This window comes from Rhodoferax ferrireducens T118 (assembly GCF_000013605.1).
Classification (GTDB): Bacteria; Pseudomonadota; Gammaproteobacteria; order Burkholderiales; family Burkholderiaceae_C; genus Rhodoferax; species Rhodoferax ferrireducens.
The window spans coordinates 81092-94176 of sequence record NC_007901.1 but is presented as its reverse complement, the minus strand read 5'-3'; the positions used below and the strand labels follow the sequence as shown (position 1 = coordinate 94176).

The following is a 13085-nucleotide window of genomic DNA, read 5'->3' as shown; positions in this document are numbered from 1 at the left end:
GACCACACCGCATCATGATGTCGTGCAAACAAAAACAGAAACAGAAACAATGAAAACCACATCCAGTGCCCAGGACGGCGGCAATCTGACCACCCGCGAATCTCTTTGGTACAAGGCCCAGGTCCTCATCATCCTCGCGCTCGTGCTTGCGGGTATGGCTCGCGGCTACACCTTGATGATCGAGCAAGGCCAGGAAGCCTTGCGTGCAAGCGCTACCCTGAGCGCCGTGCATCTCTCCGATTGTCTGACAAAGTATTCAGTCAGCGATCAAGCCACGGCCTGCAAGAAACAGTCAGAAGAAGCCGGGAAGACCGCGTTGGATGCAGACACGATTGCCGAAAAATTTCCGAACAAGCAGTTGCTTGACTTTCTTGGCTCGGACAAAGCGCAATGAACTCGGAAATCGCGCGCTCTGATGGCTTTGATTTCCAGCTTCCGGCCGTAGGTCAGGGCAACGCCCCGATCTCAGCGGATGCCCAGGCGATGGGGCAGTGGCTGGCGATTTACAAGCTGCGCAGTCCGAACACATTCAGAACCTATTTCAAGGAGGGCAAGCGCTGGCTGGCGTGGCTCGAATTTCGACGTGGACCTACTCAGTCATCACACCTTCAAGTAGCTTCAGAAGACGACGTACAGACCTACCTTCTGGCCCTGGGCCGCCCGGAAGACAAGCGAGGCTCCGAGGACCAACCGTTCCAACCTACCGTCCTTCCTGGGCACTTGCTGACCAAATATCGGCTGACCAGCCAGCCTTTCCTGAAAGAGCATCTTCCCCGTTCCATGGCGCATGCGCTGTCTTCGGTTTCGGCGCTTTATACGTTTCTTGGCAAGTCCATCGATTCCGGGAGCGAAGCCTACGTCAGACACAACCCTACGTTGCGGTTGTCACGGCTAATGGACCACCGCGTCCACAAGGTATCGCGTCATTTTTCACCGCGCGTGTACGCCGAAATGCTTGTGACCATCGAAATATCCAGACTCGAAGCCACAGACAAAGAGAAGTTGTTGCGAGCGGCCCGCCGGCGCTGGATCATTGTCATGCTCTACGGGTTATGGATCAGGCTGGCCGAGGCGTCGTCGATCAAGATGTCCTCCTTCAAGAAGCATCACAACATCTGGACCCTGACCGTCGTTGGGAAAGGCCGCAAAGAACGATCCTTCGAAGTAACCAGCGGTGTGATCATGGAGCTGAGCCAATACCGGATGCATAACGAGCTGCCGTCCCTCCTTGCTGTCATGGAGGATCAGCCGGCTATTCTCCCGATCCGGCCTGGCAAAGGCCGCACTCCGAACAAGCCTTGCACCTCGACTTCCATCTACCGCGAGGTCAAGCTCGTCGCAGAGGCCACCGCCGCGCGCCTCGAGCGCGAAGGCACTGAACTTCCGCTGGACGAGCATGAACAACTGATTGAGAGCATCCGCAACATTTCACCGCACTGGTTCAGACACAGCGGTGCCTCTGAGGCCATCAATGCCGAGTACCCGATCAGGGATGCTGCCGACCGCTTGGGCCACGCCAGCATCAACACCACTTCACAGATGTATCACCACGCTGATAATCGTAAAAGGCGCGATGCTCTCGAACGCATTGAAGACAACCGCACCAAGGAACCCGGCGAGTTCTATCTCTGAGGACGGACTATCCAGTTAGCTCCGTTGTGCAGTGGGCAACTCTCAGTTGAAACCTGAATCTATCCATCGGCCATCAGACTGCACGCGCGCTCGCCCAATGGCGACCAGGGCATCCAAGATGATTGGAATGCGTTCACGGCAACGCCCCTTGTTGCTGAAGCGCGATGCAAGGCCGTCAAGGTCGAGACTCGTACCGGAATCTGCCAGTATGTCGGCCACGGCCTTGATTTGGTCTGCCAACCCGCTAGGCCACGGCTTCTGCGCAACAGCAACTTTGGCTGCCACTGGCTTGACCGCGTCACCGTCCTCGTCGGCTTCGGTCGCACCTTCAATGGAGGTTTGCTCACCTTGCCCCGTGCCGCTCTGGAAGTCTGCCCGCAACCAACGCACAAGGCCCGCAGCTTCTTCATTGGCTCGCCTGGTGTTCAGCTCCACCAGGCGCAGCAGCAGTGCATCCGTATCGGCTGGCAATGACAGGTCACCCCAGCCGTAAGCAGACAGCACCGCAGCGTCCAGCTCGTCGTGCAGGCTGCGCAGCACGCCTACCAAGCCGTTGTCGTTTAAATTTCTCTCGGCGGCGGTCAAAGTCTCGCCACTGCGCAGCTTATCCAGCACGTTGTACAGGCCCGTGATGGTCACGGTGCTGTGGGCGGCTTGACGGGATTTGCGGTGGGCATCCAATTGCTCTGCCAGACTACGAATGCGCTCTGTCAACTGAGGGGTTAGCCCTGTGTCCTCGCCGGGGAATGGGAACCTTTCAAAGCAGGTGGTTTTCACGTAGACCGGACGGTCTTCTAACGTGCTGCCTGCCGCCACCGCCCATGCAACGTGCGCGGCGCTGGAGAGCACCCCAAGTTGAAGGGCATCGCTCAAAGCGATGGCAACCAGCTTGTTATCAGGCAGAACGCTGATATCCAAGAATTGGAATACCCGGTGTTTGGCCGTCTCCACGGTCGCGATGTAGCGCGACAAACCATTGAGCTGATGACGCAACACTCGTCGTGGCTCTCCAAAGAACCACCAATTGTTGCGGTAAGTCGCACGGTTGTTCTGGTCACGTTCCGGTTTGACGCGCTCCAACAGCCACTGATAGGCAGCGGGGTACTTCGCCCGAACGTCATTAACACCCAGCCCAAACATGTCGATAACCATCGCGCCACGCGGTGTGCTGGTCAGGTCGCGCCCGTTGCGGTACTGGCGAACATGTTTCTCAAGGCCCGCCACGCTCCCCAAGCCGAGGGCTGCTGCTTCTTCTGGGCTGACAATGAACCCTGCTCCAAAAAGCTGCACACCTCTGTTACTCAAGTCCATGTTTGAGCGCATGCCAACGGATGCAGCAACATTTGCACCAATTCGAAGGTCGGGATGTATTAAGCCCACGGTCTGCGCCATGTCCACCTGCACTTCGCCGTGCTCGCTCACTTGCTCGCTTTGAACCGTCAGCAACTTTCCGTCGCTCTGACCGGCACCCGCCACGGTCATGGCAATGCGCACCGCTGCGCCATTGGCACTGTCCACCCACGGATGGTCAGGCACGGCAAACAGCAGAGACAGGCCATCAGTTAACGCCGTCTGCACCACGCGTCGGTTGAAGGTTTGGCGCAAACTATTGGTAGTGATGAAACCAAAACGCTGCACCTGCCCAGCACTCACCATTTCGGCGGCGCGATGCCACCAGTACATGACGAAGTCCGCGCTCTCTGGTACTTTGGGCCATGCGCCACGCAAGGCATCCACGTAACCCTCACCCAATGCGCCGCGCATGGCTCCCGCGCCAATGAATGGTGGATTGCCCACAATGAAGTCAACGACCGGCCATTGCGCCTGCCGTGGGTTGATATAGCGCCATTGAACCACCTGTGCAGCATCGTCCGGCACCTGCTGCCCCGTCACCGGGTGGGTCTTGGTGGTCACGCCATCCCAGCGCATTATCGGGCTACCGGCCTCGTCCGTCATCGGCTCCACGCGGTCGTAGTCCAGCACGGCGTCCCGATGCTCGATGTTGCCGTAGTCATGCACCACGGGCTCGGCAACGCCGGCATTGCCGAAGGACCGAATATGCCATTGCAGGTATCCAATCCAAAGAACCAATTCTGCGAGGGCAGCAGCACGCTCGTTCAGTTCAATACCACGCAACTGTTGCAGGTTCACAGTCTCACGGCCCAGGTCTAAAGAGTCCTGCGTATCGCCCAAGGCACTGAGCTGGTTAAGAACCTCACCTTCCAAGCGCTTGAGGTGTTCCAGCGTGACATACAAAAAGTTGGCACTACCGCAGGCAGGGTCCAGAACGCGCAGTGTGCACAGGCGGTGATGAAAGTCCTTGACCTGTTGGCGGGCATCGCGCCACTTGCCGCGCACGGATGCGCTGTGGCGGTCCAGGGCTAAGAAGTCTTTTTTGGTTTTGACTGCAGGCGGATTCGCTTCCAGCGTTGCGGCTTCGTGGGCCAGCAGCAGCGCCGCCGCCTGGGCATTGGCCCACTCTGCGCGCAATGGCTCCATCACCGTAGGCAATACCAAGCGCTCCACATAGGCCCGCGGGGTGTAGTGGGCGCCCAAGGCATGGCGTTCAGCCGGGTCCAGCGCACGCTCCAGCAGTGTGCCGAAAATGGCAGGCTCAACTTCGCGCCAGTTCGCCTGCGCCGCCAAAATCAGCAGGTCGATTTGTTCGGTCGTCAGGAGCAAACTGTAGCCGTCGACGTTCGCACCCTTGAAAAGCTTGCCATTGAACTTGAGTACCGGCTTGACCAGCGCGGCCGAGAAGCCGCCAATATCCATGTCAGCCCACAAGATGCGCAACATCTGCTGCAGTGCCGCTGGGTCTTTCCGGTGGGTTTGCAACAGACCCAAAAAAGCGCCTTGAGGCAGAAGCGCGACGTCTTCGGCAAACATGCTGAACAGACAACGCGTGAGGTAGGCCGCAACGTGTTGGGCCGACTGGCCCGCCTGCTCAAGTGAGCGGGCCAGCAACGCCAGGCGTTGTGCAACCTTGCGGGTGACTTCGGCGCTGATGCGTGCCGGGTTGAGGCTTTCCGGGTCGACCCAAATGCGACGCAGCCGCTCCAGTATCTCGGGCCGCGCCAAATCGGCCAGTGCAATGCGATGGCTGCGCGGATCCGGGAACGGTGTGTAGGTACCGCCGCTTCGACTGAACTCGGCATAGACCTCGATGACGGTGCCAACATCAACTACCAGCACAAAGGGCGGGCGACCATCCGCTGCGGGTAAAGCGCGCGCGTAAGCCTCGCCTTGACTGCGGGCGCGAAGCAGGCCGTCGTCGAAACCCTTGGTATGGGCTCCCGCCCGTAGCTTCTTGGCTTCCAGCACGAAGTGACCGCGCCTGTAGCAGTCAATACGACCGGCGCTGTTGGAACCGTCCCCATGCGCGAAGGTCACTGGACGCTCAAACATGTATTCCTGCTCGGGTGTTGCGTGCGGTTTTGCGACCCCCAGTAACTCGCAAAAGTCCATGACGAAACTCTGAGCGGTGGCCAGTTCGCTTGCTGCAACTCCCTGCCAGCTTTTAATGAACGCCGCTGTTGTATTCTTTTTATCCATGCCCGCGATGATAGATGCAGCGCCGGCTACCAGTGCGAAGCAGACAGCTTGGCCAAGCACTCACAGCGCACATCGCCGTGGTCATGAAGGGCCCGTTGTGCGCGTCATGTTTCAGCTCGCCGCCGTGGCCCGTAAACGTGACTTCGGCACTGGCGTAAAGAAATTGCTCGATTTGTTGAGTCGTGGGGAGCTGTGACTCATCCATGTTGATCGCCATCTCGACACGGTCAACACACTTACCATATTGGCTCAAATATCGGTTTCGGGCTCATTCCGGTGTGGAAATACAGTCCATCGCACAGGCGAATACCCCATTGGCCAGGGCTTCCCCTGGACTTTTCAGGCGAATTTGTGCTAAATTGAGGAACCTACAGAGAAATCTGTCCGTTCGTCGCCCACTCACAGCGTGGCGGCATTTCAAACCAGCTGCTTAAACAGCAATCTCTGTCCTTGCGGACAAAATCAACCGCCACGGGCGCATCGGGATATTCCATTCCGAACATGCGCACCCTGGCGCATGCTTTTCACGCACCTGTGGTGTCTTTCCTTTTGGAGATTCATCATGAACATCATTTTTGCGGCAGCTCACCTGCTGCATGGACAAACTCCGGCCCGTCTAAACGATGGTGGCATCGAGAACCCGGTCGCAACTGCGTATTACCTGGACGTGCCGGTCACTGCAATGCCGGCGCAATGCAAACTGACACCCACCGACTACGGTTTTTCGATCGATGGCGTGATCGAAGACTGCGCCTACCGCGGGCAAGCCTTTTCTGGCTCCCAGGAAGGCAGCTTTCGGCGCGTCATGCTCTCCTTTGTGAAGCGTTCACCACCTGTGCAATTTCATTGATTCATTGGCATGGCAAACGTTATCGCAATTCACACCCGTGACGCCGACGATGATCTGCAGCCTCGTGGCACGGCCAAGCTGCTCGCACCAAAAGTCATCGCTCCCGGCAACGGGTTTGATGACATGGGGACTTACCACCGTCTGGCGGTTGTCGACCCGCGGATCAACAAACCCATGGCCATCGCTGCTCTGAAGCAGACGCTCCAGGATGCATTCACAGACCAATGCTGGCACTCGCGCGATTGCTGCGGATGCAAAGGAGCGCGCGTCACGGTCAAACATCGAGGTGGTCGCGTTTACTCAGTGATTTCCAGTCACTCCCGCAACTACTGACTCTCAACAACAACCCATGAGGCTTGCGTGGCCTCAGGGCCGTGCGAGCTCGTCAAGGAGGCTCTCATGATTTACAAGATACCTCAAGCGCTTTTGAACACCCGCATCGGCGGAATGAGCCAGGCGCATGAAACCCGCAAATTCTGTTTCCTGTTCGAGGGACCGACGTTTCTCCAAAAAGTAGTCCAGGAAATCGGACCTCTTGCGGGCAGCAACCCGGTTACCGCAGACAACCTGCCATTTCGGGAATCCGGCAAAGTCGTCTACGACAGCCAGTTCTTGAAAATGGAAATGAGCGAAGACCCCCTTCGCCGCAACGGACTGATGCTTCACTACCGGGTGCTGGACCCCTCTGGCGCCCTGTTGCTTGGCGGAAGCAGCCCACTGGGCCGCTTGAATAAAGATGACGCGCTCGCTGAGCTCGTGCATCAGATCAGAGCCAAGCTACCGCCCAGCAAAGCAAGCTTGCACTGACTCCTCCAACTATCAAACCCCCTGCCCGGCCCACGCTGGCTCAGGCGGGTTCCAAGAGCATCCTTCTGCCTCACTGGAGGGTGCTCCTGGAACCCGGGATCAGATTCCCTGTTCGTCGCCCTCTTGTGGCGGCCTGTCAAAACATCAACTCTCACGATTGTCTTTACGGCCAATTCTTGTCTCTCTACCTAAGGGTCAAGTGACGTGAGAAATATTTCAAACCCAACGGGACCACACATTCCAATGGGATGGTGATGCCCTGTTCCACAAAAAAACAAATGAACATCACAATCAACAAAGAAAGACGCCTTTACGTGATCGGCACTGGCGGCGGGTTCTCCTGCTTTGGATTTGACAACTGCTACCGGGATGCAGTGGCAATGGCAAGCCAAATGAACGCTCTCAGGTCCGTGAATAACGGTCTGGAATACGTTGCGCCCACGATTGACGAGATTGGAACCATGGCGTGCTACGAGGCATACGAGCACTTGGCCTCGCATTTTGCCAAGCATCCGGCTTCAAAAAAAACCTGGTTCATCCCAGGCACGGCCTCCAGGGTGAAGACCATTCTGGAAGATGCACGCAAGGATGCCTACTGCAATGCAAACCGAGCAAGCATTCTGCGTCTGTTCTTCGGCGATACGGAGACGGGACGGGACTCTTGTGAGGAAAATGACACCGTCGGCTTCATCGGCCGCAGCACTGGCACCATGAAAGTTCCACTTCTAATCGAACCATTGAGGTCTGATCGAGGTGATCTGTCCAGTGCTGACGGTGGCGGCCAGATCTTGACGAATTGCATTTTGCGCATCATCGAGGTCAATACAGGCATTGAGCTTTATCGCCATCCCAAGTATCAACTGCCAGCCTTCACAGTCCATGTGAACGAGGCGGCGCAGGCTTACCCCATCGAGGTTGGGAGAGAAGGCCAGACTCAAGCGAGATTTCCCGGTCACGATGAAGCTGGGGAATACATGGCCTTTCTGCAAGGCTACCGGGCCGTTCGGCCATTCAGGTCAGTGACCGAATACAACCGCGAAATGCGCGAAGCTGCCTGACACACCACGCTCGCCAAAGCTGACCATGCGCACTGGCAGACCCCCTTGGGGTTTGCCAGTGCTTTTTCATTTTTCAAAAAAGGAGGAGCTATGGGTTTCGACGAAAACCATACCCATTGCAGCCTGCTATTTGAGCCAGGCACTGCTCTGACGGTATACCCTGAAGACACACCTGACTTGAGCCAGTATGTTGAATTTATCGTCTTTTTTAGCGGGGGAAAGGATAGTGTCGCTTGCGTACTGCATCTACTCGAACTCGGCGTCAGCCCCGCAAAGATAGAAATTCACCATCACCTGATCGACGGAAACGAAGGCAAGAATTTTATGGACTGGCCAGTGACTACCGATTACTGCAGAAAATTCGCGCAGGCATTTGGCATCCGCTTTGTCATGACGTGGCGCGTCGGAGGGTTCGAACGTGAGATGCTTCGCGAGAACAGTCCCACGGCCCCCGTCATGGTGCCCCAGGAGGATGGCACGATGGTGGCCACCGGGGGGAAAGGCCCCAACGGCACCAGGCGCAAGTTTCCGCAGGCCTGCATGGACATTCAGACCCGATGGTGTAGCGGATACACCAAGATAGACGTAGGCGCTAGGTATCTGACCAGCACAGCACGTTTTCACGACGGACAAAAACGTTTGATTCTCACTGGGGAACGCGCGGAGGAAAGCCCTTCAAGGGCCAAGTACGAAACGTTCTTCAAACATGCCAAGGACAAGCGCCACAGCAAGACATCGAAACGACATCTCGATCATTGGCGCGCTGTGCACCGCTGGAGTGAATCTGAGGTCTGGAGCATCATGGAGCGACATGGTGTAAATCCCCATCCTGCGTATTGGATTGGATACTCAAGGTGCTCTTGCGCTGGTTGCATTTTTGTTGGAAATGACAATTGGGCAACACTGAAATTCATTGCGCCAAAAATGTTCAACAGCATTGCCGCCTACGAAACGGCGTTCGGGATGACCATGCATCGCAAGCTCAATGTCAACCAACGTGCTGACGCCGGCACGGTCATGCCCATGGCCCAGCGCTATGGCCAGATTGCAATGCGCAAAGAATATCTGGAACCAATTTTGGTGTCGGACTGGAAATTGCCTACTGGCGCCTTCAAGGCCAATGGTGGCAAGTTTTGAAACAATAGCCCCGCGCTGTCCTGAAAAGGTCAGTGGCGGGGCTTTTTTTTTGGTGTCACCCCACCATCTCGGAGCAAGTCAATCCACGATATGTGACCTATTTGCTTAGGCCTGTCAGCGCCGGCTCGCTGCAAACTGGCGCTTGAATGGCTTCCAGGCGATTTTTAACGACGCCACTGAGTTCCGCAAATAGCCTGCCGCGCAACGCCTTAAATCGCCCCAAAATAGGGTAGGCAGATAAACCAACAAAGGCGCCAAAGAACGCACCAGGAAGCAAATATCCTTCCCTTAGGAAAACGCTTACAAAGATCATTCCCAAGACAGCCCCTACTGCTGCCCATGTAAGAGAGCCTTTCCCGGCCCCATCAGAAAACATGAGGGTATTGAAATTGTCACTCAAGACTCGCTCCAGCTCACAACGGATTTCACCCGTTGTGTGGTTGCGAGCTGCAACGTTACGCCCTTCCGTTTTACCACCACCCCCGATCCAAACAACAGTTACGACATGGCCCACACGCATTGGCAACCCAATATGTCCAACACCAAAACTTTGCTCTTCGCCATCGACGTTCTTAAGCCAGAGCTCTTGTGAGGTGTGTTCGGTCGAAGAAACTGCACCCGGAACGACCATCAGGCCAACGCTGCCGTCACCACTTACGTTCGTCATATAACTAGGAGAACCTTGATGGATCGAGGTGTGGGACACTTTGTTTGCCTCCACCACTTCTCCTGTGAAATCGCAAATCCAAAATTTTTGACCGCCGGACAAGGTGTGATCTGTAGATGACATATGGTTTTACTCGTGTTGAAAAAATGGTTGGGCTCGCGCGTCTTTGCTTTTCATGGTCCCTGCGTCTACAGGGCACAACAACGACTGATGAATCAGAATGGATTTTTGCGTGCCGTCGGCGCGATCAGTGGCATCACATCGGGCAGCTTGCCTGCCGCTTGGTCGGCTTTGAGAACGTGAACAATCTGAGCCAGAATCGCCGTCAGGGACTCCGCAAGTGCGAGCCCCTTGGCATCACGCGAGATGTCAAAGTCCCGCATGAAGGCGACGTTGTCCAGTGCACTCTCAATCGTGAGACTGCCATCGCCGGCGGGTAACTCGATGCTTTGACCGGCGCTGAAGGCGAAGTCGTCGGGTATGGGCAAGCTAGTTTTTGGCATATTTTGATCTTTCAAAGTGTTGTTGAGGCTGAGGCATGGCCATCAAGGCCGGCGCACCCAGGTTAAAACGGTAGCCACTGAATTGCTCGAACTGGGCAATGGACTTCCAGCCAATTGTTTCAGTATCAACATTGTCGACAACATACACGCCACCGGTCTGGTTCACGGGGTTGTACAGCAGCTTGAAGATTTGCGTCGGGATCGCCACCCGATTGTTCATGAACCTGATGTTCTGCCCGATGAACAGAGGTCCGGTGATCACGTAGACCTTGCCGTTGCTCACTGCAAAATTTCTGGTACCGGACTCGATCCCTTCCCAGACATGGCGGTTATTGCTTGAGTTCTGCGCGATCATGTTTCCCAATGAAAAACTCTCATACTGGGCGCCTGGACTTGTCATATCTCCACTAGGGGCGAGGTGCCCGCGGTCAATATTTTTTGCGCCAACGAAGTCTGCCAGACGGGCGCGTGCCGCAATGGGAACGGAGTCCTCTTCATGGAAGGAATTTACCCGCTTCATTCGACGCGCGGCCAGGACGCGCTGTTTGGTCATGTATTCCGCCGACCACAAGGGAGTCAACGTCTTCCCCGACACCAGCACCGTGTACTCCTGGTAGCAAACCTGGTGAGTGTTTTCGCCCAGCTTTGGGTTGGAGAACGTAGGCGCCTTGCCCATAGGAAGCTGATCTGTGCACGATGCGCGGTCACCGGTGGTCTGACCGCGAGGGGCATCGGCCTCGCGGTCAGAAGATCGCTTGTTCTTCGCATAGGCGTGGGCGACGGACGTAATGGCCGCCGCGGCAGCCACTCTGGTCAATGTCCTGGTAATGAAGCCGGCATTCGCACTGGGAACGGCGAGGACCAGACTCAAGCCCAACGACAGGAGAAGACTCGGACGGTTTTTTCTTTGCGGGGAAGCCCAAGGGTTTTTCATGGATTTGAATTTCTGTAATAAATGATTCGTTAATGCAAGATCACATTAACAAAATGATCCAGAAGTGCAACTAAAACCAAGGCCACATACACCTGATGTTCCTTCCATGGACCTCGGGCCTCAGTCGAAAATGACGTCGCCAGCATCGGTGCTGATGCGGTTGGACTTGGCGTCAATGCTTTTCAGAACCGATCCATCATGGAGTCGTCCCCCAATCGGAACCATTCGTTGGGCGCGACGTTCAGCATCAAAAACAACTACCCCGGTCGGCGTCATCGTGATGACTCCAGCTGCGCCGTATTTCTCTCGCCGAGCCGTTGACGCAACCTTTGGCGACTTGGCTGGCTCCCCAGCAGACGGATTGCCACTCACCGGCTCGTGCTTATCCCCGCCGGCGATCACTTCTACATTCGCAGACGCGGCCGTGGCACTGGCGCGCGAGACGTCTTTGGGTGAGGTCTTATCGCTGTGCTGCGGCGACGGCTTGACCACAACCGGGGCAGGTAGCGTTTTCGGGGCCAACGCCGGTTCGGGCTTGAACGTCGATTGAGGTGACCCTACCGGCTTAGATATCGCAGGGGCGGTACCACCCTGTTGGGCTTCAAGCGCGAAAACTTTTTCCTCGGCTGGCGGTTTTTTACTTGGCGCGGGCTCAGGCTTTGTCCGGGATGGCGATCCAACGGGTTTGACCGGGGCGGTGACCGGCACTTTCGGTATTACAGGCGGCGGCACGACGACAATAGCGCGTGCAGGCACAGGCGGCGCGCTGATCTTCACTGCCTGCGGTTGAACGGCCATGGGAACTCGTTCGGCAAGATGGACCGGGGTGGTCGCTACGGTTGGCTTGGCAACAGGAGGAGCCACCTTGACGACAGGCCCGGCAACAGCCAAAGGAGTCGTAGTGGCTGGCGCTCGTTCGGCGGTGGTGGCCGAAACCATCGCGACAACAGCCACGGGGCTTCTGGTGGTTGCAACCGGCAGGGGTGAGGCGGCTGCAACCGCCGCGACTGGCGCCGGCGCCACTGGTGGCAGGGAAGCCAACGGGGCGGGAACCTTGGCGACCGCCTTGGCGGCCAGCGTCATACCGGGAGACACCGGTGACGCGATGTAGTGCTGGCCCACAATGACGCCGATAGAAGCAAGAAACGCCATGGCGGTGACCGCCAGGGCATACTTTAGCCTCGCTGTCTTTCGAACTTGCAGCGCCAAGAATGCAGCCGTGTCATTTTTTAGCTGCGCCACGTTACGCTGAATATCCTGCACTTCGGCGTCGCGATCAATATCAAACAATGAACGTGGAGGGACTCTGCCGAATCTCTCTGTCGCATCCGAGCGTTGCGCTATGTGAACGGCAATCAATCGCTCGACTCCGGCTGCATCAGGAGATGGCGAAACAAGCCGAGCGGTTCGCATTTTCAAAATGGCTCCCGGAATCAATTATTAGAAATGACATCAATCGGTCTGTTGATCAGGGCTGCATAACCATCGCGCGGCGTCTTACGTTTTTGCAACAGTCCGTTTATAGGAGCGTCCTCATGCTTGTTCAGCTTTCCATAGCGCAATTCTGATTTGCCTTCGATCTTCCCCGTTTTGAGAAGGTTGACCCGATCGGCGTCGATGGCTACATTTCGTGCGACACCATGAATTTCCACATAATCAGCAGAAACCATTCCGTTCTTGACCTCGCCGTGTTCCAGAATAAGAAGCTGGGCATCACCTCGAATATTGATGGAACCGTCCATTTCCCCGGCCACAACAACCGACATATTGGTTTGCAACTGTCCGTCAACGAGCGAGCCGGGCGGAATGATCAGGACATCGGCAGGCATGCTGTCGGCCCTGTCATATATTTCGTGTTTCTCGGCAAGACCGAAAAAGACGGCCAGCTTGAGTAGTTTATTCATCAGAATGCGCGTGAACCATGTTCTTCAGTGAGGGAGAC

Annotated in this window: 13 protein-coding genes; 7 read left to right on the top strand and 6 right to left on the bottom strand. The window is 56.4% G+C overall.

Features of this window, described 5'->3' with window-relative positions:
* Nucleotides 1-49 precede the first annotated feature (49 nt).
* Together RFER_RS21945 and RFER_RS21940 are read left to right on the top strand one after the other, a co-directional pair.
* Nucleotides 50-394, top strand: coding sequence for a hypothetical protein (locus RFER_RS21945; RefSeq protein WP_011458724.1), 345 nt, complete (start codon nt 50-52; stop codon nt 392-394).
* The gene (locus RFER_RS21940; protein WP_011458725.1) at nt 391-1632 is read left to right on the top strand and encodes a tyrosine-type recombinase/integrase; all 1242 of its coding nucleotides are present in this window, start codon (nt 391-393) and stop codon (nt 1630-1632) included. Before RFER_RS21945 ends, RFER_RS21940 begins: the two co-directional genes overlap by 4 nt.
* Nucleotides 1633-1674: 42 nt before the next feature.
* On the opposite strand, the gene RFER_RS21935 is transcribed toward RFER_RS21940, so the two are convergent.
* Nucleotides 1675-5187, bottom strand: a complete 3513-nt coding sequence (locus RFER_RS21935; RefSeq protein WP_011458726.1) for a class I SAM-dependent DNA methyltransferase — start codon at nt 5185-5187, stop codon at nt 1675-1677.
* Between the two features lie 562 nt (nt 5188-5749).
* On the opposite strand from RFER_RS21935, the gene RFER_RS21925 reads away from it, so the two are divergent.
* From RFER_RS21925 to RFER_RS21900, 5 genes are all read left to right on the top strand, one after another.
* A complete protein-coding gene (locus RFER_RS21925; protein WP_011458727.1) occupies nt 5750-6037 on the top strand; it encodes a hypothetical protein in 288 nt (95 codons plus the stop codon).
* A gap of 9 nt (nt 6038-6046) precedes the next feature.
* On the top strand, nt 6047-6370 hold the full coding sequence (locus tag RFER_RS24330) for a hypothetical protein (RefSeq protein WP_041793330.1): 324 nt from the start codon (nt 6047-6049) through the stop codon (nt 6368-6370).
* A 66-nt stretch (nt 6371-6436) separates the two neighbouring features.
* Nucleotides 6437-6844 (top strand): hypothetical protein, encoded by a 408-nt coding sequence (locus RFER_RS23680; protein ID WP_011458729.1) that lies wholly within the window; start codon nt 6437-6439, stop codon nt 6842-6844.
* 278 nt (nt 6845-7122) lie between these two features.
* Nucleotides 7123-7902 (top strand): hypothetical protein, encoded by a 780-nt coding sequence (locus RFER_RS21905; protein WP_166485903.1) that lies wholly within the window; start codon nt 7123-7125, stop codon nt 7900-7902.
* A 90-nt stretch (nt 7903-7992) separates the two neighbouring features.
* Nucleotides 7993-9039, top strand: a complete 1047-nt coding sequence (locus RFER_RS21900) for a phosphoadenosine phosphosulfate reductase family protein (RefSeq protein ID WP_011458731.1) — start codon at nt 7993-7995, stop codon at nt 9037-9039.
* Between the two features lie 97 nt (nt 9040-9136).
* On the opposite strand, the gene RFER_RS21895 is transcribed toward RFER_RS21900, so the two are convergent.
* The 5 genes from RFER_RS21895 to RFER_RS21875 all read right to left on the bottom strand — a co-directional run bounded on the left by RFER_RS21895 (nt 9137) and on the right by RFER_RS21875 (nt 13047).
* Nucleotides 9137-9829, bottom strand: coding sequence for a hypothetical protein (locus tag RFER_RS21895; RefSeq protein WP_011458732.1), 693 nt, complete (start codon nt 9827-9829; stop codon nt 9137-9139).
* Nucleotides 9830-9921: 92 nt separating this feature from the next.
* Nucleotides 9922-10209, bottom strand: coding sequence for a hypothetical protein (locus RFER_RS21890; protein WP_011458733.1), 288 nt, complete (start codon nt 10207-10209; stop codon nt 9922-9924).
* On the bottom strand, nt 10196-11143 hold the full coding sequence (locus tag RFER_RS21885) for a DNA/RNA non-specific endonuclease (RefSeq protein WP_011458734.1): 948 nt from the start codon (nt 11141-11143) through the stop codon (nt 10196-10198). The genes RFER_RS21890 and RFER_RS21885 overlap by 14 nt, the downstream gene beginning before the upstream one ends.
* Nucleotides 11144-11263: 120 nt before the next feature.
* Entirely contained in the window at nt 11264-12433 is a 1170-nt protein-coding gene (locus RFER_RS21880) for a hypothetical protein (RefSeq protein ID WP_166485902.1), read from the bottom strand.
* A 143-nt stretch (nt 12434-12576) separates the two neighbouring features.
* Nucleotides 12577-13047, bottom strand: coding sequence for a bactofilin family protein (locus RFER_RS21875; RefSeq protein WP_041793316.1), 471 nt, complete (start codon nt 13045-13047; stop codon nt 12577-12579).
* Nucleotides 13048-13085: the final 38 nt, after the last annotated feature.